Raw genomic sequence first — 24273 nt, forward strand, 5'->3', positions numbered from 1 at the left:
TAGTATTGTAAAGGGATATAAAGAATAATTTTTCGAGTATTCAAATTTAAATTTTTTTAAAAAAATGCATGCCAATGCTGGTACGGTAGTAAGCGATTACATTGAATTTTTTAAAAAATTTGTCTATTGTAAATGTATTGAGAGAATAATATAATGTCTACTATATAAATACAAATGTACGCATGTGGTAGACAGTGTGGGAGGGATATATATGAAAGCAATCCAAATTGGGTTACTTGGTTTAGGAACAGTTGGTACAGGAGTTGTAAAAATTATTAAAAACCACCAAGATAAATTAATGCATCAGGTGGGTTGTCCTGTAGTAGTAAAGAAAATCCTGGTCCAAGATTTACATAAAACAAGACCGGTTGAAGTGGATCCAGAGTTGTTAACATCTACCCCATCTGACATCCTGCATGATCGTGAGATAGATGTTGTGATTGAAGTGATGGGCGGGGTCAATGAAACAAAAGAGTATTTGCTTAGTGCCCTCCGTCAAGGAAAGCATGTTGTGACAGCAAACAAGGATTTAATGGCCCTTCATGGATCAGAATTGTTATCTGTCGCTTCTGAAAATAGCTGTGATTTATTCTATGAAGCAAGTGTTGCGGGAGGTATTCCAATCTTAAGAGGCTTAGTTGATGGTCTTGCTTCTGATCGGATCACCCAAATGATGGGAATTGTAAATGGAACCACTAATTTTATTTTAACGAAAATGAGCCAGGAGGGGACTGCCTATGAAGACGTTCTTAAAGAAGCTCAAAGGCTGGGCTTTGCAGAAACCGACCCAACCTCAGATGTAGAAGGACTGGATGCTGCCCGGAAAATGACAATATTAGCCACTTTAGGTTTTTCAATGCATATTGACCTTGATGATGTAAAGGTAAGTGGAATTTCGAATATTACAGAGGAAGACCTACGTTATGGAAAACAATTAGGCTATACAATGAAGTTGTTAGGATATGCCCACCGTGATGGGGAAAAAGTAGAGGTAAGTGTCCAGCCTACATTCTTGTCCGACAACCATCCGTTGGCTTCGGTACAAAATGAGTATAATGCAGTTTATGTGTATGGCGAGGCTGTGGGTGAAACTATGTTCTATGGACCAGGTGCTGGAAGCTTGCCAACGGCAACTGCAGTTGTTTCAGATTTAGTTGGAGTAATAAAAAATTTTCGACTTGGCGTAAATGGTCGAAGTGCTGTAACACCTCAATATCCTAAGCTCCTAAAGGATGATAATGAAAAATACTCTAAATACTTCTTACGAATCCATGTGCAGGATGAGGTTGGAGTATTTGCTGAACTTACCTCCATTTTTGCAAAGTATGGTGTAAGCTTTGAAAAAATATTACAGCTTCCAGTTAAGAAAAACGAAACATCTGAAATTGTCTTAGTTACACATCGAGCATCACTAACAAATTACGATGCAATCCTTTATGAATTAAAGGATTTACCGGCGGTTAAAGAAATAAAAAGTGCTTATAGAGTGGTGAGGAAATCATTATGAGATGGCCAGGATTGATTGAAGCATATAAAGAATTTTTACCAGTAACAAATGAAACACCTAAGTTAACATTAAATGAGGGAAATACTCCATTAGTAAAGCTAGAACGGCTTTCAAAGGAATGGGATGTAGAGCTTTACGTTAAACTTGAAGGAGCAAATCCGACAGGTTCCTTTAAAGACCGTGGAATGGTGATGGCTGTTGCAAAGGCGATAGAATCTGGCAGTAAAACCGTCATTTGTGCTTCCACAGGAAATACGTCTGCAGCTGCTGCCGCATATGCAGCCCGGGCAGGGTTACGTTGCATTATTGTTATTCCTGAAGGCAAAATTGCCTTAGGGAAGCTTGCTCAAGCAATGATGTATGGAGCAGAAATTATCTCGATTCAAGGGAATTTCGATCAAGCATTACAGATGGTACGCAATATAAGTAAAGAACAACCGATTACCCTTGTTAATTCAGTTAATCCTCATCGTTTAGAGGGACAAAAAACAGCTGCATTTGAGGTTTGTGATCAATTAGGGTTTGCTCCAGATATTTTAGCCATTCCAGTCGGGAATGCCGGTAATATCAGTGCATATTGGAAAGGGTTTAAAGAATACGCAAATCATAAGGGAACGGGATTACCAAGAATGTATGGCTTTGAAGCAGCAGGGGCGGCGGCACTCGTTCACAATCGTGTATTTGAAAATCCAGAAACCATTGCAACAGCTATTCGAATTGGAAATCCCGCAAGCTGGGACTTAGCAGTTTCCGCTGTGGAAGAATCAAATGGACTATTTGATGAAGTCAGTGATGATCAAATAGTAGCTGCATATAAGAAAATTGCAGCCACGGAAGGAATCTTCGCTGAACCAGCTTCATGTGCGTCAATCGCTGGTATTATTAAATCCATCGAAAAAGGAAAAATTGAAAAGGGATCAAAAATTGTCGCTGTACTTACTGGAAATGGATTAAAGGATCCTGATACTGCTATTCAAAGCAGCCTTGTGGATGTAATGCAATTGCCAAATGATGAGAAAGCTGTGACAGAACACATCAGGGGAGTTGTCCATCGATGACTTTGAATGACGGGAAATTTGTTATCAAAGTACCAGCAAGTTCAGCAAATCTAGGACCTGGCTTTGATTCAATCGGTGTTGCTCTTAATCTATATTTAAGTTTAGAAGTAGAGAAAAGTGAGAAATGGGAATGTTATTCCACAACAGAGGAATTAAAGGACCTCCCATCAGATGAACAGCATTTTATCTGTCAAATTGCTCTGCAAACAGCAGCAAAATATGGAAAGGAATTGCAACCTTGTAAAATCACGGTTGAAAGTGAGATTCCCTTGGCACGTGGTCTTGGTTCAAGTGCATCAGCTATTATTGCAGGGATTGAACTGGCAGATTACGTTGGAGAGTTAGGATTAACAAAAAAAGAAAAGCTATTACTTTCTACTGAAATAGAAGGTCATCCAGATAATGTTGGTGCTTCTTTATATGGTGGACTTGTTATCGGCAGTTATGAGCAAGGAGAGGTTGATGTCGTTTCTATTTCAGATATTTCTTTTGAAATGGTTGCCATCATCCCGAAAGAAAGCTTATTAACTAAGGATTCTCGCGGTGTTTTGCCAATAGAATTTTCGTATAAAAATACGATACGTGCTTCTTCAATAGCAAATGTTTTAGTTGGAGCACTACTTAGTAATAACTGGGAAATGGCTGGGAAGATGATGGAAAAGGATATTTTTCACCAGCCATATAGGAAACCCCTAATCCCGTTTTATGATGAAGCTGCAAATTTCGCAAAGTCTGAAGGAGCGTTCGGTGTGGCCTTAAGTGGAGCTGGCCCAACTGTTTTATGTTTTTGTGAAAAAGGAAAAGGTAAATCACTTGAGCAATCAATAAAATCTGCTTATCCTAACATGACAGCTAAACTACTTAGCATAGACTATACAGGAAGCAGCGTATTCAAACTTAATAACTGCATAGTGAATTAGGGCCGAGAAAGGATCGGCCCTTTTTCTTTTTAATGGGCAAGTTGACCAATGCATAGATGGCACTAGCCTTTTAGTCCTTGAAGCCACTCCTGATAACATTCATCACAAAGGATCTCATCTCTTTCAGTATTAGAGCTTAAAAATGTAACATAGTGATGTTGCTTTTCCTCAATTTCATTTACACAATAGAAACATTTTTCCTGCATTTAAACATTTCTCCTTTACCTAGAGGTTTCCTTAGTTTTTCTTGAAAATTTTTTTTGTTACATAGAAATAATCCCCACATATGTTCTTGATTAAGTCAGCAATTTTTATTGTTTGTAAATTAGAGTTAAACTGAAGTGGAAGGCGTTAAAAATTGGAGGATAAGTGATATGAGTTTTACAATTAAAGTTGTTATTGTGACTGGGGCAGCAAATGGAATCGGTCGAGCTATTGCTGCTGCTTATGCTGAAAAGGGGGCAAAGGTGTTGCTTGCTGATATAGAGGATGCGGCAGGCAGGAGAACAGAATTGGAACTAAAGAAAATAGGCGCAGATGTACATTATATGAAAACAGACGTAAAAAGAGAAAGTGATATTATTAACCTTATGGAAACAGCAAAAAAGATCTATGGCCGAATAGATGTGTTAATTAATAATGCTGGAAAAGGTTTGTTTAAATCAATCTATGAAGTAACAGTAGAAGAATGGGATGATATTATTCAAACCAACTTGAGGAGTGTCTTCCTCTGTTCACGAGAAGCAGCAAAGTATATGCGTGAGAATAAACAGGGTGGAGCAATTGTTAACATGGCTTCGACTCGTGCAATTATGTCTGAGCCGAATTCGGAGGGATATGCAGCAACTAAAGGAGGAATAGTCGCAATCACCCATGCTTTAGCTGCTACACTGAGTGAGGACCGAATTACCGTTAATGCGATTTCACCTGGTTGGATTCACACAGGTGACTATTCTCAATTAACCTCCAACGATCATGAACAGCATTTATCAAAACGAGTTGGTAAACCAGATGATATAGCAAGGGCATGTCTTTATTTAACGGCACAAGAAAATGATTTTGTTACAGGAATTAATTTGATTGTTGACGGTGGCATGACGAGAAAAATGATATATGAAGAAGAATGAGGCTACCTATGCATTTGTTAGATAGCCTTCTCCATTTGAGGAAGCAACTTAAGCAATTCCACATTGGTCTATTATATGATAAAATAGTGTAAAAATTGGGAAAATTAGAAAGGAGGATAAATAAATGAAGCTGCCGATTATTCAAACAAAACTGCGAATTCCGGCCGTCAAAGATGAATATATTAGACGGGCAAAACTTACTAGGAAAATGAAGAAAATTCCTGATTACCCTTTGACAATTATTCATTCTGGAGCAGGTTTTGGAAAAAGTTCGGCACTGGCTTTATTTATGAGGGATGAAAAAATCCCTGGCTGCTGGTACTCCATCTCATCAATGGATGACGACATCCTTCCGTTCATTTCCTATATCATTCATTCGATTAGAGGGTTTGTTCCTGAATTTGGACAGGAAATTGCGAAGTATATCGAAACAATGGACCGTTACATAAGGGAAGAAGATTTGAGTTATTTATGCACCCTCTTTATAAATGAAATCCTTGAAGTTAATTCCGATATTATATTAATTTTGGACGACTATCATCAAATTGAGCATTCATACACAATCAATAGCTGGATTGAAAAATTACTGCAGCATATTCCTTCGAATTTACACTTGGTTATCTCAAGCCGCAGCCGACCGGGCTGGAAGCATTTAACGAAAATGAGGGTTAACGGGCAGTTATTAGAAATTTCACGAGATGATTTAGTATTAACCATTGAAGAAATAGAATTGTTATTAACGGACCTTTACGGGCTAGAAATAGAGCCCGCTCATTTACAAAGTATTTATAAATTAACAGAAGGCTGGATTATTGCATTGTGTATGATTGCACAGCAGATTCCACTTACTGGAGATATTTCAGCACTCTTTGAACATTCCTCCTATTCACTTCAAGACTTATTTGACTACTTAGTAATGGAAGTCTTTTCAAAACAGCCGCCAATGATTCAACAATTTTTGGAACAAACTTCAATCTTAGATGTTATTGAGGAAGAACTTTGTGATGAAGTAATTGGAATTCATGGTGCATCTAGCATGCTCGAGCAATTGAAAGAAAGAAATTTGTTCATTCAAAAGATTGGAGTAAAACATTATCGCTACCATGCACTTTTTAAAGAGTTTTTAGAAAACGCTTTCCTGAAAAATAACCCATCTAACTTTTCGGCACTCCATGAGAAATGTGCACGCTTCTATGAAAAAAGGTGGATGTGGGAAGAATCTCTCTATCACTATAAAAAAATTAATCATTTTAAAGCAATGGCGTCTATCCTACAAGACAATGGGGGGGAAATGCTTGAGGGCGGGAAGCTAAAAAGTTTGTCTGATCAATTAATGTTGATCCCTGCGCTTGAGTTGGACACTTATTATCTTCTCTGGTTCCTAAAAGCAGAGGTCCACCGCTATCGCTCTCAATATCAAGAAGCTGAGAAATGTTATGATAAATCCTATATAGAGGCCGGGAAGAGGAATGATTTTCTCGGGATGAGCAAGGCGTTAGAAGGAAAAGCGAAGATTTATTTAGATACCATCCAACCTCACCAAGCCGAAAAGTTATTATATGAAGCCATTGAAGCGAGAGAAAAAAGTATTAGTTCAGAAGCAGAAAAGGCAAAGCTATATTATTTGCTCTCTGAGAATCTTCTGAATTCTGGAAAATCAACAAACGCTGAAAAATGGCTGCAAAAGGCTAAGGAATCAAGCCCGTCAATAGTAGATGGAAATATTGAAGCAAGATTATATTTAAGAACAGGTCGATTTGAGGAAGCAAAAAAGGTTCTTCACAACCAAAAGGAAGAATTATCAAGTAAAAATGGTACTGCACTTCCGAAGTCACACAGAGAAACAGATTTACTATTATCCTTAATAGATGCCTTTACAGGCGAAGGTTTGAAGGCCAAGAATTTAGCACAAGCAAGCATACAACAAGGTATTAGTTTAAAAGCGCCTTTTGTGGAGGCATGTGGCTGGATTCGGATGGGGCATGCTGTACAAATTCTCAATAAATATGATTCGGATTTAGCAGAACAGTGCTACAATACGGCTTTGGATATAATGAGTAAGCTTAATGTAGAAAGGGGAAAAGCCGAGCCGTTAATGGGACTTTGTATCCTGTATGGAACAAGGGGAGAATACGAGCGGGCGATGGAGGCAGGAAAGAAAGCATTGAAGGAGACTGAAAAAGTACAGGATATCTGGCTTTCAGCTCTTATTAGCCTATGTATGGGGGTCACTTGTATTTATAACGAAAGAGTAAATAAGGGACTAGATTACTTAGAAAAAACAAAAGCATTATTCTATCAATGTGAGGATACTTTTGGACAAATGTTATCCAGTTTCTGGCTTGCCTATATTTACTTTATAGAAAAAGAAGACGAATTGTTTAAACAAACAATAGATAAGTTTTTATATTTGATTCAAACATATGATTTTGAGTTCTTTTTTCATAAGGTGTCAGTATTTAGTCCAAGGGATTTACAAATGGTCGTTCCGCTGTTAATAGAGTGTGCAAAGGGGAATGTTCAAAAGTCATATGCGGTAAAAATCCTCCAGGATATGGGGATCACTGCATTGAATTCACATCCTGGATATTCGATAAGAGTTCAAACGCTAGGGCAATTTAAAATATGGCTTGGAGAAAAGGACGTTGGGGAAAAAGATTGGCAGCGTGAAAAAGGCAAGGAATTATTTCAGCTCTTTATTACTGTTAATGAACTCGTAACCAAAGAAGAGATACTCCAAATTCTTTGGCCAAATCAAGTTACAAAAAATGCAGACCGTGACTTTAAAGTTGCATTAAATAGTCTTCATCACGTTCTGGAGCCAATGCGGAAGGCAAGGTCAGCCCCCTTTTTTATCATAAGAGAAGGGATGTTTTATGGTATAAATCCTCATGCCAAAATCGAATTAGATACAACTCAATTTCAAACATTGATTGAAAATGGTTTAAGTGAAACATCCCAAGAAAAAGTGATTACTCTTCTAGAAAAAGGCTTAAGGCTTTATCAAGGGGAATACTTACCAGAACGAAGGTATGATGATTGGTGTATAAGTAAAAGAGAGAGTATGCTCGTATACTTTTTACGAGCTGCAGAAAAAATAGCTCAAATTATGGTCCGTCAAGAAAATTATGATCGTGCCATTTATTGGTGTGAAAAAATACTAAAGCGCGATCGAACCTGGGAGGAAGCCTATCGATTATTAATGTATTGTTATTATCGTAAAAACAATCGCCCACAGGCAATGAAGTGGTATCAAAAATGCAAGAATGTATTAGAAGAAGAGTTAGGAGTATCCCCTCTGGAACCAACGAAACAAATGCACGATATGATTCTCGAATCAGAAAAGTATATAGAGCAAATCGAGCAGCCTTAATTTGAGGCTGTTTTTTTTGTCTTTCCTAATTTTGTAACTTAAATGTAACTCTACTTTTCTATTATTAACCTAAAGCTTTGCCTATTTTTATTTTAAATTATAAGGGGGAAAAGAAGTGAAGGCATTTGGTGGAAAAGGGATTTTACTAGGATTTCTTATTCTTATGATGATTTTTGCTACAGCATGCAGCTCAGACAAAACCGAGGGAGATACAAATGGTAATGGAGAAAAGGCAGAGAAAAAGGAGCCTATTAAAATTGGTGTTCTTGCCTCAACAACTGGTGCTTTAGAATCTTATGGTAAACAAACATTAAGAGGTTTTGAGCTAGGACTTGAATATGCAACTGAAGGAACAATGGAGGTTGCAGGCAGAAAAATTGAGTTTGTGGTCGAAGATACAGAAACGAAGCCAGAAGTTGCCGTTCAAAAAGCAACGAAGCTTCTTGAAGAAGATAAAGTTGACTTTTTAGTGGGATCTTCCAGCTCTGCAGATACATTAGCAGTCCTGCCGCTTGCAGAAGAATACCAAAAGATTATGATTGTTGAACCTGCTGCAGCTGATAGTATTACAGGCTCCGAGTTTAATAAGTACATTTTCCGTTCAGCGCGAAATTCTTCACAGGATGCTGTTGCTGGTGCAGCTGCAATTGCAGGTAAAGGTGTAAAAATTGCCACTCTTGCTCCAGATTATTCTTTTGGACGTGATGGAGTTGCTGCCTTTAAAGAAGCAGCTGAAAAACTTGGTGCAGATATTGTATTAGAAGAGTATGCAGACCCAGCTGCAACTGACTTTACTTCAAACATTCAAAAGATTATTGATGCAAAGCCTGATTATTTATTTGTTGTTTGGGCGGGTGCTAACTCACCTTGGAAGCAGATTTCTGATATGAAGGTTCAAGATAAAGGAATCAAAATTTCTACGGGTGCCCCTGACATTGCAGCTTTAGCTACAATGGAGCCGCTTGTTGGTATGGAAGGCTTCACTGTTTATTATCATGACCTTCCTAAAAATGAAATTAATGATTGGTTAGTAACTGAACATAAGAAGCGATTTAACGGCAATGTCCCTGATTTATTTACACCAGGTGGTATGAGTGCTGCAATTTCAATTGTTGAAGCATTGAAGAAAACCGAAGGTGACGCCGATGCGGATAAACTGATTGAAACGATGGAGGGCATGAGCTTTGAATCTCCAAAAGGAAAAATGACTTATCGCCCTGAAGATCACCAGGCGCTTCAAGCACTATATGCCATTAAACTAGAAAAGAAAGACGGGGTAGCTTATCCAGTGCCTGTGTTAATCAGAGAATTGACACCAGAAGAAACAGCACCTCCAGTACGTAATTAGGAAAGTGTTCGTAAAAAATCAATGTGTTCAAGCTAAATGCTAATTTTGGCACTCTGTTGATTGGAGCGGAAGGCACGAAGACTCCTGCAGGAGTACGGAGCAGGTGAGACCCCACAGGCGCAAGCGCCGAGGAGGCTCACCGCAACGCCTGCGGAAAGCGAAGTGCCTGGAGTGGAAATCAACAGACAATCGTTAACACATCCAAATTATATGAGGGTTCGACCTGTTGTTTTTGGTCACCCTCTTCCTTATTTCTATCTAAAAGATTGGTGGTGAAAGCGTGACAACCTTAATTGAAACAGATCAATTATCGATAACCTTTGGTGGGCACACGGCAGTTGATTCTGTCAGTATTAAAGTCTCTGAAAAACACTTTAAATCCATCATTGGTCCAAATGGTGCTGGAAAAACAACCTTCTTTAATCTTTTAAGTGGTCAATTAGCGCCTACAAAAGGAAAAATTTATTTTCGCGGAAAGGATATCACGAAACTTTCTCCGACAAAGCGTACCAGGGAAGGAATAGGACGTTCTTTTCAAATTACGAATGTTTTCCCTAATCTAACTGTCCTTGAAAATGTAAGGCTTGCCGTTCAGTCAAGAGCCGGAGTTCGCTACCAGATGTTATTTCATTATAAGAAATATCGAGAATTTGAAGTAAAGGCCCTAGAATGGCTAAGGCTTGTGCTGTTAGATGATAAAGTGGATTCGTTGGCGAGCAATTTGGCACATGGGGAAAAGAGAAAGCTAGAAATGGCTATGCTGCTTGCACTTGAAACCGAGGTTCTTTTATTAGATGAACCGACCGCAGGTATGTCTTTAGAAGATGTTCCTGCCATATTGGAAGTCATCAAAAGAATTAAGGATCAAGGGAATAGGACGATTATTTTAATTGAGCACAAAATGGATATGATATTAGACTTATCAGATTCTGTAATGGTGCTATTTAATGGCAGACTACTGGCGGACGGAACACCTGAGGAAATTATGAAAAATGAAACGGTTCAATCTGCTTATTTAGGAGGTATCAGCTTGTGAGCGAGCTGCTGAAGCTTAATAATATCGAAACGTATATTGGACAATATCATATTTTACAGGGTGTTTCAGTTGAAGTGAAAAAGGGTGAGGTAACGGTGCTGCTCGGAAGAAATGGTGCCGGAAAAACTACAACATTACGGACCATTATGGGTCTAAATCCAGCCTCAAAAGGTAGTGTTGTCTATAAAGGAGAAGAGATCCAAGCGCTGCCGACCTATACCATTGCCCAAAAGGGGATCGGGTATGTTCCGGAAGACCAAGGTATATTTGCTGGGCTGACAGTCGAAGAGAATATGAAAGTAGCCATTCAAAAAGAAAATGAAGAAACAAATAAGCGGCTTGATTATATATTAAATTTATTTCCTGACTTACAGAAGTTCTGGAAAAAACCTGGTGGATTACTGAGCGGCGGTCAAAAGCAAATGCTTTCCATTGCCCGAGCCTATGTTAATGATAACGAACTGTTATTAATTGATGAACCAAGTAAAGGTTTAGCCCCTATCGTTGTGGAGAAGGTGATGGAATCCATCCTTCAAATGAAGGATCAAACTACCATCGTCTTGGTAGAACAAAATTTCATGATGGCTAGTACCATCGGTGATTGCTTTTACATTATCGATGATGGCAGAACGGTAAGCAATGGAACTATGAAACAGTTAAAAGAGGATGAGGAAATGAAACGAAAGTACTTGGGGATTGCGTAGGAAAGGAGGAAAGGTTGAATGGAGCTATTGTTCAATTTAACATTAAATGGATTGGCAACAGGCATGCTGATCTTCCTATTAGCAGCAGGGTTGACGCTTATTTTCGGTCTGATGGATGTGCTTAACTTTGCCCATGGCGGTTTGTTTGCCTGGGGTGCCTATAGCGGCATTTGGATTTATACCACTACTGGAAGCTTTCTGATCGGTATTTTTGGGGCCATTCTTACAGGTTTTTTACTGGGGATTATCACTGAAAAGTGGATTATCAAACCAGTTTATGGAAACCATGTTCAACAAATTTTAATTACACTGGGATTAATGTTGGTTTTATCAGAGATGTTAAAAGTGATATGGGGACCTAATCAATTAACAGCCAACCCGCCCGAATATTTAAAGGGCAGCTGGGAAATCGGCGATATCATTATCATTAAATATCGAGTATTTATCATATTTGTTGGATTACTTGTATTTGCAGGAGTACAATTTTTGCTTAAAAATACAAAAATAGGCCTGGTTGTCCGGGCAGGAGTTATGAATAAGGAAATGGTCCAGGCATTGGGGATTAATATTAAGAAGGTATTTATGTTTGTCTTTATGATTGGTTCTGGTATGGCTGCACTTGGAGGAGTACTATTCGGACCATACTCTGGAGTCATTCATGCGGGAATGGGAATGGAATTTGCCATATTAGCGTTCATTGTTGTTGTCATTGGCGGTATGGGGAATTTCACGGGATCTGTCATGGCCGCGATTTTAGTTGGGCTGTCTGGTTCGTTCATGGCCTATTATGTACCGGAATTATCATTAGCTGTAAATATGCTTTTAATGGCAATTGTGTTAATTGTAAAGCCACAAGGGCTATTTGGCGGGAAGGGGTGAGAGGATGAAGTGGATTGTAAATAATAGAATGAATGCTATTTATATCATAATTGCTGCTTTTCTGTTTCTCTTACCTTTCGTCTATGAATCTAGAAATATGTTAATCCTGTTAACTCAAATTTTCGTGTTTGCCATCCTAGCGATGAGCTACGATTTATTACTAGGCTTTACCGGAATTGTCTCCTTTGGTCATGCGATGTTTTTTGGTATAGGGGCCTACTCGATTGGGATATTCATGAAGCGTTTGGAGCCAACTATGCTTCATTTCATTTATGCAGTACTTGCAACCATTCTGATTACTGCGATTGTAAGTTTTATTGTTGGTTTACTTACCCTTCGCTTGAAAAGCCATTTTTACGCGATGTTAACCATGGCTTTGGCGGGATTATTCTTAGTATTAGCAGAGAAATGGCGGACTTTAACGTTCGGAAATGATGGATTTACCTTTCGAGTACCAGAGTTATTTATTGATCGGACTAATTTTTACATCATTTGTTTAGTCTCGATGATAGCTGTTTTTATGATACTAAAACGCTTTACGAATTCCCCGCTTGGGAGAGTTTTGCAGGCAATTCGAGAAAATGAACAACGAACAGAGTCTTTAGGTTATCAAGTATTACATTATAAGATTGCAGCTAGTGTCGTTTCGGGTGTTTTAGCTGGGATTGCCGGAATCTTTTATGCAATGTCGCTTCGATATGTGAATACAAGTGTATTTGCGATGGATATTACCTTAGACGCTTTGTTAATGACGATCATCGGCGGAGTAGGTACCTTAGTTGGAGCCATTATTGGTGCAGGATTAATTGAATTTGCCCACGACGGGTTAACGGAGCTGGCAAAGGAACACTGGATATTTGAACGTTGGATTATTTTCTTTGGCATTATTTATATTTTGGTTGTGATTTTCTTCCCGTTAGGTATTGTGGGGACACTGAGGAAGTTCACATGGATACGAAAAAAACAGCATCCTGCTAAGAAAAAAGAAAATTTAGCAGGTTAGGGGGGTCATTAATGGATCCGTTTCAAATAGCTTCCTTCGTCGTTCGTTTTCAACTAACCGCAGTGGAAAAAGAAACAGGCAAAAAACAATGGAGAATAAAAGTTACCCATGTACAAGAGGGGCATGAAACTTTATTTGAATCAATTGAAGAAGCGACTGCATTTATGATGTCAATGGTGGAAGACTCTTAGTCTAGGTGGTGAAAGTTTTGCAAATAGGCATTGTTAGTACGGGTATTTACCTCCCTGAGGAATTTTTGACTGGTAAAGAGATAGCAGAAATGGCAGGTATACCAACGGCGGTTGTCGAAGAGAAAATGGGAATAAAGAAAAAATACGTCCCTGGCACGAATGACCATACGTGTGAAATGGGGATCATTGCTGCAAAACAAGCGATTGAAAAAGCAGGTATCAACCCGTTTGAGATTGATGTTGTTATTTATATTGGTGAAGAGCATAAAGAATATCCACTTTGGACGGCTGGAATCAAACTCCAGGAAGCAGTTGGAGCCTTAAATGCATGGGCATTTGATGTTGCCTTACGTTGTGGAACTACCGTTATGGCGCTTAAGGTAGCAAAAAGCCTGATGATGGCAGATTCAACCATCCAAACTGTACTGCTGGCGGGAGGTTATCGAAATGTGGATTTCATCGACTACCAGAACCCGCGGACTCGCTTTATGTTTAACCTAGGTGCAGGCGGCGGAGCGATTCTGTTGAAAAAAGACCACAATGAGAACGTCTTGTTAGAAACGAAGTTACTGACAGATGGTTCCTTTTCAGAGGATGTTGTGGTTGTTTCTGGCGGTACAAAAATTCCAATTACAAAAGAAGCTATTGATAAACGCTTAAATATGCTGGACGTCCTTAACCCAGAGGGAATGAAACAGCGATTGGAACAAAAATCAATGGTTAATTTTATAAAGGTGATCAGAGAATCAGTAAAAAAAAGTGGTTATAAAGAAGAAGATATTTCTTATATAGCGATGCTTCACATGAAAAAGTCTGCACATGATTATGTATTAAAGGAATTAGGCTTATCCCAAAAACAATCAATCTATCTAGAGGACTACGGTCATATCGGTCAAATAGACCAAATTTTATCTTTAGAGCTTGCACTAAAGGAAGGGAAGGTAAAAGATGGTGACCTTGTCGTTTTCGTTAGTGCGGGGATTGGGTATGCTTGGGGGGCAGCTGCAATAAAATGGGGGAAGGTGATTTAAATGGCTAATGTAACAATGAAAGAAGTACAGTTAACAAATGGAGAAACCATTGCCTATCGTGAGCGAGAAGGCGGAGAAAAAAAGGTACTGTTAATTCATGGAAACATGACTTCTTCCAAGCATTGGGACCTTGTTCTAGATAATATGTCTGAAGAATATAAGGTATTTGCATTGGATTTACGAGGGTTTGGAAAATCCAGCTACAATAAACTTATTACATCCATAAAGGATTTTTCGGATGATGTAAAGCTCTTTGTCGATGAAATTGGCTTAAAGGATTTCGCACTTGTGGGCTGGTCAACAGGTGGTGCTGTCGCCATGCAATTTGCTGCCGATTATCTCGGTTATTGCAATAAGCTGGTATTATTAGCTTCAGAATCTACTAGAGGCTATCCGTTCGATGGAAAAACCAGCGAGAACGAGACACCTCGAAGATTCTCATCCTATGAAGATATTAAACGGGATCTCATTCGAACCATACCTGTCCAAGCAGCCTACGATACCAATAATGTGGAATTATTGAAATTAATTTGGAATGCTGTTATCTATACAAAAAATCAGCCTGTACCAGAGCTATATGATGAATATGTACAGGATATGAGAACACAGCGAAACTTAGCTGAGGTACATCATTCTAACAATACTTTTAATATTAGTCATCACCATAATGGACTGGTAGAAGGAAACAGATTAGTGGATCAAATTAATGTGCCTGTTCTAGTATTAAGAGGTGACCGTGATTTCGTTGTTACGGCTGAAATGACAAGTGAATTAGTAGAGGATTTAGGAGCAAAAGCTAAATTTGTGGAGTTAAAGGATTGTGGACATTCACCGCTAGTAGATGACTTACCACAATTGTTAAAAGAGGTTACTGATTTCCTAAATACTGAGGTGTACAAATGAGATTAAAGGATAAAGTGGCTCTGATAACAGGTGCGGCAAATGGAATTGGTTTAACTGCCTCAGAAGTCTTTGCCAAAGAAGGTGCAAAGGTAGCCATGGCTGATTTTAATGCAGAACAAGGTGAAAAAAGGGCACAAGAGTTACGGGGAAAGGGCTATGATGTGACCTTTTTTCAAGTGAATGTTGCACAGCGATCCAGTGTGGATGAAATGGTGGAGAAGGTCCGCGATACCTATGGAAATATTGGTGTTCTAATAAATAATGCTGGAATTACAAAAGATGCGATGCTTTCAAAATTAACCGTCGAGGATTTCCAAGCTGTTTTGGATGTTAATCTTACAGGGGTATTTCATTGTACGCAGGCTGTTTTGCCGTCCATGATTGAAAATGGAAAAGGAAAAATTATTAATACTTCTTCTGTTTCTGGTGTGTATGGAAATATCGGACAAACGAATTATGCAGCAACAAAAGCTGGTGTGGTTGGCATGACGAAATCATGGGCAAAGGAGCTGGGGCGAAAAGGAATTAATGTTAATGCCGTTGCCCCTGGTTTTATCGATACCGGAATGACAGCTAAGGTTCCTGAAAAAATATTAGACCAAATGAAACAAATGATTCCGCTAGCAAGGCTAGGAAAGCCAGAAGATATCGCCAATGCCTACTTGTTTTTAGCATCCGATGAATCGAATTATATAAATGGAACCGTTCTTCATGTAGATGGGGGAATAATGATGTGAATAGGAAAAGCAGAAGCGACCTAGATAGGTCGTTTTTTGGGTTTCTGGATGTATATAAGAGTTTACTCGCTGAATATCGAATTTTACTCGCGGAATTTTTAGATTTACTCGCGACTTTATGTAGTTTACTCGCCGGTTTTGCCTTTTTACTCGCTAACGTCAAAAATTCGTATAACCAATCAAGGTCAGTCCGTGTAACTTCGCTGTAACTATAATTCAGTAAGATGTTCTCATCTAGTTGTGAAGGAGCGATTGTTCTGTGAGGTGGGAACTCGATTGGCTGGAAAATAGAGCGAGGTTATCGCCAAATAAGAATGCAATTATTGATGAAGATACAAATATGGCATGGACCTATAAAGAATTAAATAAACGTTCGTCCTCCGTGGCTGGCTGGTTAAAAAGTCAAGGCGTAAAAAAAGGTGATCGAGTTGCCCTTTTGTCGCCAAACGATATCAGTTATTTTGATTTGTTGTTTGCCTGTGGGAAAATTGGTGCCATTTTTGTTCCGTTAAATTGGCGCCTGTCAGTACATGAATTAAATGAAATTTTGTTGGATTGTTCACCCTTATTGCTTGGTGTTCATCGGCAGTTCGATAACAGGTTTACTTCCTTGCAAACTACGGTTCCTAATTGTTTTTGTGTGGGGGGATCTAATTACTATGAGATTGTGAACAACGCGATAGATATTAACCAGATAGAAGCTATTTCTGATCATGACCCATTAGCCATAATCTATACAGGAGGAACTACGGGTAAACCAAAAGGTGTTGTATTAAGCCATCAATCCATTCAATGGAATGCCATTAATACCATTCTTAGCTGGAACTTATCTAAAGAGGATATAACGATCAACTATATGCCGATGTTTCATACAGGCGGGCTAAATGCTTTATCGCTGCCAATCTTAATGATTGGCGGAACAGTGGTTATTGGAGATCAGTACACGGGAAAAAAAGTGGTATATTCAATCGAACAATACAACTGTACCATTATTCTCCTTGTACCAACGATGTACCATTCACTCATTCAAACGGAAGAGTTCCAGAGAAGTGATTTTCCTTCTATGAAAATCTTCTTATCAGGTGCTGCACCTTGTCCATTACAAGTATACGAGGCCTTTCTGAAAAAGGGATTAGCCTTTAAAGAGGGGTATGGATTAACGGAAGCTGGACCAAATAATTTCTTTATTCACCCTGAGGATGCACAAGAGAAACGCGGGTCAGTAGGGAAACCAATGTTATTTAATGCAATAAAACTGGAAAAGGAAGATGGTCAAGAGGCAAAGGTAAACGAGGTTGGAGAACTTTTAATAAAAGGAAAACACTCCTTCTCGCATTATTGGAATAACGAACTCGCTACATTGGAAACAAAAAAGGGAGGCTGGGTGCATACCGGAGACTTGGCAAAGAAGGATGAGGAAGGATTCCATTATATTGTCGGAAGAAAAAAAGATATGATTATCACGGGTGGTGAAAATGTCTATCCACTCGAGATTGAGCATTGGCTTGCAGCTCACCCTGCTATCGATGAAGTAGCAGTAATTGGTCTACCAGATGAAAAATGGGGAGAACTCGTTGCAGCTTTCATTGTACCTAAACATTCTCATCAGATCGAAGAAGAAGACCTTATAGTTTATTGCGAAAAAAAGCTAGGAAGGTACAAAATTCCAAAGAAGTTCATTCCATTAATAGAACTTCCGAAAACACATGTTGGAAAGATCGATAAAAAAAAGTTAAAAGAATTAAGTATCCAAATCTAAAAGGAGAACCGCAGAAGGTTCTCCTTAGGGCTGGAAATTTCCAGCTCTCTTTAATTTGTTTTATCTAAATAAGTTCATAGGCACTCTCAATAAATATTTTTGATAACATCGATTGTGTTTTGTTTTGGTTATAAACCAGATAAAAATATCTTTCATCATTGAATTCTTTGATTTCATGAATCATTAATAAATTTCTGTCGTAGTATTCCCTTGCCGCCATTTCTGAAATAATCGCAATACCGATTTCTTGAAGCACGAACTGAATCAAACTTTGTCCGCTTTCAGTATAGGCCACAATATTCATTTTATCTTTTGATATTTGATTTTTTTTCAGGAATTTTTCAATTAGAGAGTTGGTTCCTGAATCAGAGTTTCTCATAATAAATGGGTAATTTAAAAGGTCTTGAATATACGCAGGTCCGGTAATATCAGATTGCTTTGATGTGATAAGTACTAGCTTTTCTTTTAGTAAAGGAATATAGCAAAGCTTATCATTTTCGTATTTTTCGCCTAAAATACCAAAATCGACTGATCCATTTAAAACCTTTTCGGCAACATTTTTTGAGGATGATTGGTTTATATGGAATGTTGCTTTTGGGTATTGTTCTCTATATTGCTTGACCATCTTTGGAACCAAAAATTGCCCGGGAACAGAACTGGCCCCGATTCGAATCATTCCTCTAAGCTCTGTCGCTCCCTCCTTTAAGTCCAGCATTGCCTGGTCCTTTAATAATAAAAGTTTTAATGCCCATTGATATAAACGCTCGCCGGATGGGGTTAGAATATTTTCTCTGCCAACTCGATCAAAAAGACTTACATTTAGAGTTCTTTCGAGTGCTTGAATATGTGAGCTGACAGTTGATTGACTTAAAAAAATGTCTTCGGCCGCTTTGGAAAAACTTTTATGTTCAACTACCTTCGTAAACACAAACAATTGGTGTAAATCCATTTGAATGATCCCCTCTTATATTCACATAATCGATTTATTTTAATAGATAGAATAGATAAAATGAATTTATCTCATCATATCATTTTTTTATAATGAAAGTAATACTGTGATGGGAGCTGAATGGATGTCACTCCAATATGTACCAGATCTTATCTATGATGCAGGCAAAACAGAATATGAAGAGCTGGTAAATAACCTGTCCTCAACAATGAAGAAGTTAAATAGGGGACATATACTTGAAATCATATCCACTGACCCAGGTGTAAAAGAAAACGTGCCTTCCTGGTGCAGAATGGAGAAGCACATATTTCTAAACCGGAAGGATTTTGGTGGAATTAGTTATTACTATATTGAAAAACGGTAACAAGGATGGAAAGGACTTATCTGATGATAAGGCCTTTTTTTATGTGAAAAAGATTATTTGCTATTTCCGTGATAAACACTCAATATTAATAAGACAAAATATTTGTTATAGATAGAGAAAGTAGGGATTTTTTTGCCTGATTTTAAATCATTAGATATTTCTGAGTCAATTGAAAATAAATTAAGGAGCTACGGTGTAGCGACACCAACACCTATCCAAGAAAAAGCAATACCAATTGTAATGGGTGGAAAAGATGTAATTGCACAAGCTCAAACAGGAACAGGAAAGACTTTTGCGTTCATACTGCCAATTTTAGAAAAAATAAATCCACTTGCATCACATGTACAAGCACTAATTGTTACTCCAACTAGAGAATTGGCTCTTCAAATTACCGATGAATTTCAAAAGTTGACCAATGATATGGCAGGCGTCGATGTACTTGCAGTATATGGAGGACAGGATGTTGATAAACAGTTAAAGAAACTTAAGAAAAATGTTCAGATTGTGGTCGGCACGCCAGGCAGGCTGTTAGATCATATTGGAAGAGGGACAGTCCAATTATCAGAAGTATCATTCCTAGTCCTTGATGAAGCAGATCAAATGCTCCATATAGGTTTTCTGAATGAGGTTGAGGATATTATTAAGGAAACACCTAAGACTCGTCAAACCATGCTCTTTTCTGCAACAATGCCAGAGGAAATAAGGACATTAGCCAATAAACACATGCGTAAACCTGAATACATCCAAGTTGAAAAAACGCAGGGTCCGGCAGAAAATGTTAAACTAATAGCCATTCATACTATAGATCGAGCTAAGCAAGCAACATTAATTCAATTGGTTGAAACACATCGACCCTATTTAGCCGTTATCTTTTGTAGAACCAAACGCAGAGTCTCCAAGTTGTATGAAGTATTAAAATCTCATAAATTTTTGTGTGATGAACTGCATGGTGATTTATCACAAGCAAAAAGAGAGCAAGTGATGAAACGTTTCAGAGATGGGGAAATTCAATTATTGATAGCAACAGATGTCGCAGCAAGAGGTCTGGATGTTGAAGGTGTAACACATGTATTTAACTATGACATCCCACAAGATGTGGAGAGCTTTATCCATCGGATTGGAAGAACAGGAAGAGCAGGCACGAAGGGCATGGCCATTACTTTTTACTCCTCAGATGATCGCCCAACACTTGATATGATTGAAAAAGAGTTAAATATCACTATCCAAAAACAAAACATAGGAAACACTGGAAGTGATCAAAAAAATAAACAAGAACTATCTAAGAACCAGGGGAAAAAGGATGGAAAAACTAGAGCTGCGAGTGGCCAAAGGAAAGATAGTAAACCTAAATTTCCGTCAAGAAATGGAAGTAAGCCAAAATCAATTAAGAACAAGCAAACTAATTCCAGCCAAACAGGTGGAGGTAGGAATAATAGGAAAAGCAGTAATCCAGGATTAGTCAAAACTAAGCGGAGTAAATAAAAAAAGGACTGAAGTAACTTTCAGTCCTCAGCTTGTTGGGAAACCCCCTTTTTCGAAAAGTATCATCGAGAAAAGGGGGATTTTTATATTTGAGGTACCACATATAGTAAAACAATTATTTTGAAACCCCGATATATTGTTCAAAAATAAAAGCAAAAAGGCTGTCGAGACTTTCTCGACAGCCTGAGGACTGAAGTAACTTTCAGTCCTTTCTGGTTACCTATTGACCAATCCCAAGATTGGATTTAACGAGTACTTCATCATATTTCTTCGCATCAGCTTTTTGACTGGAAAGGATTGTTCCCAGGTACCCTGCAATAAACCCTAATGGTATGGATACAATTCCTGGTGTCGTGTATGGAAATAGAGGATTCCCTACGAAAATTGCCTTTCCTACTTCAGGACTGAAAACATTCGGGCTAATGATTACAAGTCCAATCGCCGAGATAAGTCCAACTACCATAGCCCAAATGGCTCCCGTAGTATTAAATCGTTTCCAGTAAATTGTATAAATAATAACTGGCAGATTTGCACTTGCTGCTACAGCAAAGGCTAAGGAAACAAGGAAAGCCACGTTAAGAGATTGAGCCCCTAAAGCTAAAACTATTGATACCACAGATACTCCAATGGAAGCCCATCGTGCCATACTTACCTGCTGCTTTTCTGTTGCTTTACCTTTTTTAAGAATTTCATTATAGAAATCATGTGCAAAAGCTGAAGCTGCAGTTAATACAAGCCCTGCTACAACCGCAAGAATCGTAGCAAATGCAACCGCGGAAATAAACGCGAACAGCATATTGCCGCCAAGTGCCTGCGCTAAAAGAGGGGCAGCCATATTTCCAGCTGCATTTGCAGCAACTATATCAGTTGTACCTACAAATGCTGCAGCACCAAAGCCAAGGAATATCGTCATGACGTAAAAAATTCCAATGATCCAAGTAGCATAAACAACTGAACTGCGGGCAGTTTTTGCATCTTTTACAGTAAAGAAACGGACCAAAATATGAGGCAAACCAGCAGTCCCTAAAACTAGTCCCATGTTTAATGAAAGCGTGTCAATACCGTCCTTGTATTTTACCCCTGGGTTTAAGAATGCTTCCTTTAATGGGGTTGCTGTTTTCATTTGATCGAACATGTCTGTAATACTAAAGTTAAATTTAGCGAAAACAACAATGGATATTAAGAAGGTTCCACCCATTAAAAGAACAGCTTTAATAATTTGGACCCAGCTTGTTGCATGCATCCCACCAAATATAACGTAAACGGTCATTAATACTCCAACGATTAAAACAGATGTGGTATACTCCAACCCTAATAATAATTTAATAAGTGCACCAGCACCTACAAGCTGAGCGATCATATAAAAAATAGAAATAGTTACGGTGTTCATAGCCGCAAATCCACGAACCTTTTTTGCATCAAAGCGTGCTGCGATCATATCAGCAAATGTATATTTTCCGAGATTCCGCAACGGTTCTGCAACTAAATACAAAACAACCAAGTAGGCAACTAAGAAACCTATACTATAAAAGAATCCGTCAAAACCGGTTAATGCAACGGCGCCAGCAATTCCAAGAAATGAAGCAGCAGACATATAATCGCCTGCGATAGCCAAACCATTTTGCCAGCCAGTCAGTCCTCCACCTGCAGTGTAAAATTCACTAGCGTTTTTTGTACGTTTTGAAGCGAAGTATGTAATAACCAACGTTACAAAAACAATACCAAGAAACATGGTAAAAGCAGCGGTATTCATTAGGCTCTCCCCCCCTCTTTTACAACTTTTTCAGCTAAATCGTCAAATTTGGCTGCTTTTTTAGAGTAGAGCATACATAATCCCCATGTCATTATGAACTGAAGAAAGGCAAAAACCCAAGCCCAGGTAATACTGCCTATGAATTTGTTATTTAGAACAGTTGAATATGAAGTTAAGATAGGTAAGGCGAAATAAAAACAAAAGAAGAAGATCGTGATAGGAATAATGAATTTTTTCTTTTCGGAGAGTAATTTTTGGAATGAAGATGATTGAACAATAGCACTGTAATCTCTTTCGGAATTAGCTGTTATTTTTCTAGCCTCCATTGGAAGCTCCCCCTCTCATAGGAAAAAAATGTACAACAAAATTATGAGGACTGAAAATAGCACATAGCTGACTGTTTATGAAAGTAAATAAAAGGCAGTCATAACCGCAGAAACATGTCCCCCCCTTAATAAAAATTGATTTTTCTAAATATTTTAATTTTTGTTACGTTTATTATTATAGTAACAACATATTAAAATTTGCAATAGGATAAATTACATTTTTTTGACAAAAGGATTTTTTACTATATTGAGGGTAAAAACCAAAATAAAGGTAGAAGAAATATGATGGGGAGACATAAAAAACAAAAAACCTTTGCAGCGCAAAGGTTTTTGAAGATGGAGACTATCGGGATCGAACCGACGACCTCTTGCATGCCATGCAAGCGCTCTCCCAGCTGAGCTAAGCCCCCGTAAGTGGTACAAGAAAAATTATATCTTTCTCACACCGTTCTTGCAATACTTTTTTTGAAAAAGGTTAATAACCCATGCTCTCTATTTCAACCTTATGGACTCCGTCTAATTTTGAAACAGAATCATATACATCTGTTGTTTTTTCCCGGTAATCTACTGCAACTAAAATTTGAACGAGATGGTCGCCGTTGTCTAAATCCTTTATTCGGATTCTGCGAATAATGTACTTTCTCTCCATTAAAAATGAAATTGCATTTTCAATTTGGATTTTATCCCTGATAAATAATTGAAGACTGATTTCTTTTTCCCGTAATTGTTTCGGACCAATGAACTTCATCACGTAAGGTACTAATTCGACACTAATAATGAGTAATGCAACACCAACAAATGCTTCGATAAAGAAACCAGCCCCTACAGCAATTCCGATTCCCGCTGCTCCCCAAATCATCGCGGCTGTGGTTAATCCAGAGATACTATCATTTCCTCTTCTAAGGATTACTCCTGCTCCTAGAAAACCGATCCCGGAAACAATTTGTGCTGCAAGACGAAGAGGGTCCATTGTAATTTTTACATCATCAGAATCAGGAAACATATAAGCTGATTCTATTGAAACAATTGTAAGTAGACAACTCACTACAGATATTACAAGGCTTGTTTTAAGTCCTACAGGTTTTCTCTTTAATTCTCGTTCAAGTCCGATGATAAGTCCCAAAACAGCTGAGATTCCAAGCTTTATTAATATATCGTAATCAATATTCTCCATTGCCTTCACGTCCATTATTTAGTAAGTTAAGTGCTTCTTAGACAAACAGTTATTTCTATTATACGATATCCCTACTATGTTAAATAAGGAATTTTTCCTTATTCTAAAGGGTAGTCATTGAAGTAAAGATTAAATCCTTTTGTCCAGCCTCTAATGAGTAGTATAAAAAGCCTTCTCTTATTACATATACATGAATGGTTGATAATATGAGTCCATCACCCATTTGATTTATCCTTTGACAGTTGAATATTCTTTATTCTCTTCTATAATTTGACGAAAGCAGTGCTGTTTGTATTTTATAAAAAAGAAATGAATCAAAAAAACTTTTAAAATTATATTGCAAACATTTTTTGAACATGGTATATTAAATCTCGTCCTCATCGAGAGAGTCACACAGCAAAAAAAAGAAATTCAAAAAGTTGTTGACATCACGAAAGCGGATGTGTTAAATTAAAGAGGTCGCTTTCGAGCTTATCTAGTAAGGCAAGCTTACCTGCGATGCTAATTGTTCTTTGAAAACTAAACAAACAAGAACGTCAACAAACAATATTTTTTAGCTTTTTTAAAAAGCTAAGCCAACGTAACTTTTATGAGCTATATCAACTTTCTTGGAGAGTTTGATCCTGGCTCAGGACGAACGCTGGCGGCG

At 38.1% G+C, this 24273-nt stretch carries 22 protein-coding genes and 1 tRNA gene; 17 read left to right on the top strand and 6 right to left on the bottom strand.

What is annotated here, in order from left to right; translation table 11 throughout:
• Positions 1-211: 211 nt before the first annotated feature.
• The 3 genes from TR08_RS14390 to thrB are packed head-to-tail and all read left to right on the top strand — an operon-like array spanning position 212 to position 3485.
• Positions 212-1507 carry a homoserine dehydrogenase gene (locus tag TR08_RS14390; RefSeq protein WP_045519200.1) on the top strand — a complete coding sequence of 432 codons (1296 nt, stop codon included), beginning with the start codon at positions 212-214 and terminating at the stop codon, positions 1505-1507.
• Positions 1504-2565 (top strand): threonine synthase, encoded by a 1062-nt coding sequence (gene thrC / locus TR08_RS14395; protein WP_045519202.1) that lies wholly within the window; start codon positions 1504-1506, stop codon positions 2563-2565. The genes TR08_RS14390 and thrC overlap by 4 nt, the downstream gene beginning before the upstream one ends.
• Positions 2566-2567: 2 nt before the next feature.
• Entirely contained in the window at positions 2568-3485 is a 918-nt protein-coding gene (gene thrB, locus TR08_RS14400) for a homoserine kinase (RefSeq protein WP_152597430.1), read from the top strand.
• A gap of 62 nt (positions 3486-3547) precedes the next feature.
• On the opposite strand, the gene TR08_RS32560 is transcribed toward thrB, so the two are convergent.
• Entirely contained in the window at positions 3548-3691 is a 144-nt protein-coding gene (locus TR08_RS32560; protein ID WP_193747747.1) for a hypothetical protein, read from the bottom strand.
• A 168-nt stretch (positions 3692-3859) separates the two neighbouring features.
• On the opposite strand from TR08_RS32560, the gene TR08_RS14405 reads away from it, so the two are divergent.
• The 12 genes from TR08_RS14405 to TR08_RS14460 all read left to right on the top strand — a co-directional run bounded on the left by TR08_RS14405 (position 3860) and on the right by TR08_RS14460 (position 17576).
• Positions 3860-4612 carry a glucose 1-dehydrogenase gene (locus tag TR08_RS14405; RefSeq protein WP_045519206.1) on the top strand — a complete coding sequence of 251 codons (753 nt, stop codon included), beginning with the start codon at positions 3860-3862 and terminating at the stop codon, positions 4610-4612.
• A 124-nt stretch (positions 4613-4736) separates the two neighbouring features.
• Positions 4737-7985, top strand: a complete 3249-nt coding sequence (locus tag TR08_RS14410; protein WP_045519207.1) for a BTAD domain-containing putative transcriptional regulator — start codon at positions 4737-4739, stop codon at positions 7983-7985.
• A gap of 163 nt (positions 7986-8148) precedes the next feature.
• A complete protein-coding gene (locus tag TR08_RS14415) occupies positions 8149-9333 on the top strand; it encodes a substrate-binding domain-containing protein (protein ID WP_045519242.1) in 1185 nt (394 codons plus the stop codon).
• A gap of 280 nt (positions 9334-9613) precedes the next feature.
• A complete protein-coding gene (locus TR08_RS14420; RefSeq protein WP_045519209.1) occupies positions 9614-10369 on the top strand; it encodes an ABC transporter ATP-binding protein in 756 nt (251 codons plus the stop codon).
• Positions 10366-11073, top strand: a complete 708-nt coding sequence (locus tag TR08_RS14425; protein WP_045519211.1) for an ABC transporter ATP-binding protein — start codon at positions 10366-10368, stop codon at positions 11071-11073. Before TR08_RS14420 ends, TR08_RS14425 begins: the two co-directional genes overlap by 4 nt.
• A gap of 18 nt (positions 11074-11091) precedes the next feature.
• Positions 11092-11952 carry a branched-chain amino acid ABC transporter permease gene (locus TR08_RS14430; protein ID WP_045519213.1) on the top strand — a complete coding sequence of 287 codons (861 nt, stop codon included), beginning with the start codon at positions 11092-11094 and terminating at the stop codon, positions 11950-11952.
• Positions 11953-11956: 4 nt separating this feature from the next.
• The gene (locus tag TR08_RS14435; RefSeq protein WP_045519215.1) at positions 11957-12955 is read left to right on the top strand and encodes a branched-chain amino acid ABC transporter permease; all 999 of its coding nucleotides are present in this window, start codon (positions 11957-11959) and stop codon (positions 12953-12955) included.
• Positions 12956-12966: 11 nt separating this feature from the next.
• Positions 12967-13146 carry a hypothetical protein gene (locus TR08_RS14440; RefSeq protein WP_045519217.1) on the top strand — a complete coding sequence of 60 codons (180 nt, stop codon included), beginning with the start codon at positions 12967-12969 and terminating at the stop codon, positions 13144-13146.
• Positions 13147-13163: 17 nt separating this feature from the next.
• On the top strand, positions 13164-14177 hold the full coding sequence (locus tag TR08_RS14445) for a 3-oxoacyl-ACP synthase (protein WP_045519219.1): 1014 nt from the start codon (positions 13164-13166) through the stop codon (positions 14175-14177).
• Entirely contained in the window at positions 14178-15080 is a 903-nt protein-coding gene (gene phaZ / locus TR08_RS14450; protein ID WP_045519221.1) for an intracellular short-chain-length polyhydroxyalkanoate depolymerase, read from the top strand. It begins immediately after the preceding gene.
• Positions 15077-15817 (top strand): 3-oxoacyl-ACP reductase FabG, encoded by a 741-nt coding sequence (gene fabG / locus TR08_RS14455; RefSeq protein WP_045519222.1) that lies wholly within the window; start codon positions 15077-15079, stop codon positions 15815-15817. The genes phaZ and fabG overlap by 4 nt, the downstream gene beginning before the upstream one ends.
• Positions 15818-16076: 259 nt before the next feature.
• Positions 16077-17576, top strand: coding sequence for an acyl-CoA synthetase (locus tag TR08_RS14460; RefSeq protein ID WP_045519224.1), 1500 nt, complete (start codon positions 16077-16079; stop codon positions 17574-17576).
• Between the two features lie 64 nt (positions 17577-17640).
• Here the strand turns inward: TR08_RS14460 and TR08_RS14465 are convergent, their stop codons facing one another.
• Positions 17641-18525 carry a selenium metabolism-associated LysR family transcriptional regulator gene (locus TR08_RS14465; protein WP_045519226.1) on the bottom strand — a complete coding sequence of 295 codons (885 nt, stop codon included), beginning with the start codon at positions 18523-18525 and terminating at the stop codon, positions 17641-17643.
• 124 nt (positions 18526-18649) lie between these two features.
• On the opposite strand from TR08_RS14465, the gene TR08_RS14470 reads away from it, so the two are divergent.
• A complete protein-coding gene (locus tag TR08_RS14470; protein ID WP_045519228.1) occupies positions 18650-18889 on the top strand; it encodes a sulfurtransferase TusA family protein in 240 nt (79 codons plus the stop codon).
• Positions 18890-19021: 132 nt separating this feature from the next.
• Positions 19022-20371, top strand: a complete 1350-nt coding sequence (locus tag TR08_RS14475) for a DEAD/DEAH box helicase (protein WP_045519230.1) — start codon at positions 19022-19024, stop codon at positions 20369-20371.
• Positions 20372-20591: 220 nt separating this feature from the next.
• Here TR08_RS14475 and TR08_RS14480 read toward each other — a convergent pair whose 3' ends face one another.
• The 4 genes from TR08_RS14480 to TR08_RS14495 form a co-directional block, all read right to left on the bottom strand.
• Positions 20592-22124: a solute symporter family protein gene (locus TR08_RS14480; RefSeq protein ID WP_045519232.1), complete on the bottom strand. Its 1533-nt coding sequence runs from the start codon at positions 22122-22124 to the stop codon at positions 20592-20594.
• Positions 22124-22450, bottom strand: a complete 327-nt coding sequence (locus TR08_RS14485; protein ID WP_045519233.1) for a DUF485 domain-containing protein — start codon at positions 22448-22450, stop codon at positions 22124-22126. Before TR08_RS14485 ends, TR08_RS14480 begins: the two co-directional genes overlap by 1 nt.
• 337 nt (positions 22451-22787) lie before the next feature.
• Positions 22788-22860 (bottom strand) — tRNA-Ala (locus TR08_RS14490).
• A 65-nt stretch (positions 22861-22925) separates the two neighbouring features.
• Positions 22926-23624: an MgtC/SapB family protein gene (locus tag TR08_RS14495; RefSeq protein WP_045519234.1), complete on the bottom strand. Its 699-nt coding sequence runs from the start codon at positions 23622-23624 to the stop codon at positions 22926-22928.
• Between the last annotated feature and the right edge of the window lie 649 nt (positions 23625-24273).

Source organism: Neobacillus niacini (assembly GCF_000759675.1).
Classification (GTDB): domain Bacteria; phylum Bacillota; class Bacilli; order Bacillales; family Cytobacillaceae; genus Neobacillus; species Neobacillus niacini_A.

Coding starts and splice junctions, on each gene's coding strand:
- TR08_RS14390 (WP_045519200.1), top strand. CDS start 212: ATGAAAGCAATCCAAATTGGGTTACTTGGTTTAGGAACAGTTGGTACA.
- thrC (WP_045519202.1), top strand. CDS start 1,504: ATGAGATGGCCAGGATTGATTGAAGCATATAAAGAATTTTTACCAGTA.
- TR08_RS32560 (WP_193747747.1), bottom strand. CDS start 3,691: ATGCAGGAAAAATGTTTCTATTGTGTAAATGAAATTGAGGAAAAGCAA.
- TR08_RS14405 (WP_045519206.1), top strand. CDS start 3,860: ATGAGTTTTACAATTAAAGTTGTTATTGTGACTGGGGCAGCAAATGGA.
- TR08_RS14410 (WP_045519207.1), top strand. CDS start 4,737: ATGAAGCTGCCGATTATTCAAACAAAACTGCGAATTCCGGCCGTCAAA.
- TR08_RS14415 (WP_045519242.1), top strand. CDS start 8,149: ATGATGATTTTTGCTACAGCATGCAGCTCAGACAAAACCGAGGGAGAT.
- TR08_RS14430 (WP_045519213.1), top strand. CDS start 11,092: ATGGAGCTATTGTTCAATTTAACATTAAATGGATTGGCAACAGGCATG.
- TR08_RS14435 (WP_045519215.1), top strand. CDS start 11,957: ATGAAGTGGATTGTAAATAATAGAATGAATGCTATTTATATCATAATT.
- TR08_RS14440 (WP_045519217.1), top strand. CDS start 12,967: ATGGATCCGTTTCAAATAGCTTCCTTCGTCGTTCGTTTTCAACTAACC.
- phaZ (WP_045519221.1), top strand. CDS start 14,178: ATGGCTAATGTAACAATGAAAGAAGTACAGTTAACAAATGGAGAAACC.
- fabG (WP_045519222.1), top strand. CDS start 15,077: ATGAGATTAAAGGATAAAGTGGCTCTGATAACAGGTGCGGCAAATGGA.
- TR08_RS14465 (WP_045519226.1), bottom strand. CDS start 18,525: ATGGATTTACACCAATTGTTTGTGTTTACGAAGGTAGTTGAACATAAA.
- TR08_RS14470 (WP_045519228.1), top strand. CDS start 18,650: ATGTCACTCCAATATGTACCAGATCTTATCTATGATGCAGGCAAAACA.
- TR08_RS14480 (WP_045519232.1), bottom strand. CDS start 22,124: ATGAATACCGCTGCTTTTACCATGTTTCTTGGTATTGTTTTTGTAACG.
- TR08_RS14485 (WP_045519233.1), bottom strand. CDS start 22,450: ATGGAGGCTAGAAAAATAACAGCTAATTCCGAAAGAGATTACAGTGCT.
- TR08_RS14495 (WP_045519234.1), bottom strand. CDS start 23,624: ATGGAGAATATTGATTACGATATATTAATAAAGCTTGGAATCTCAGCT.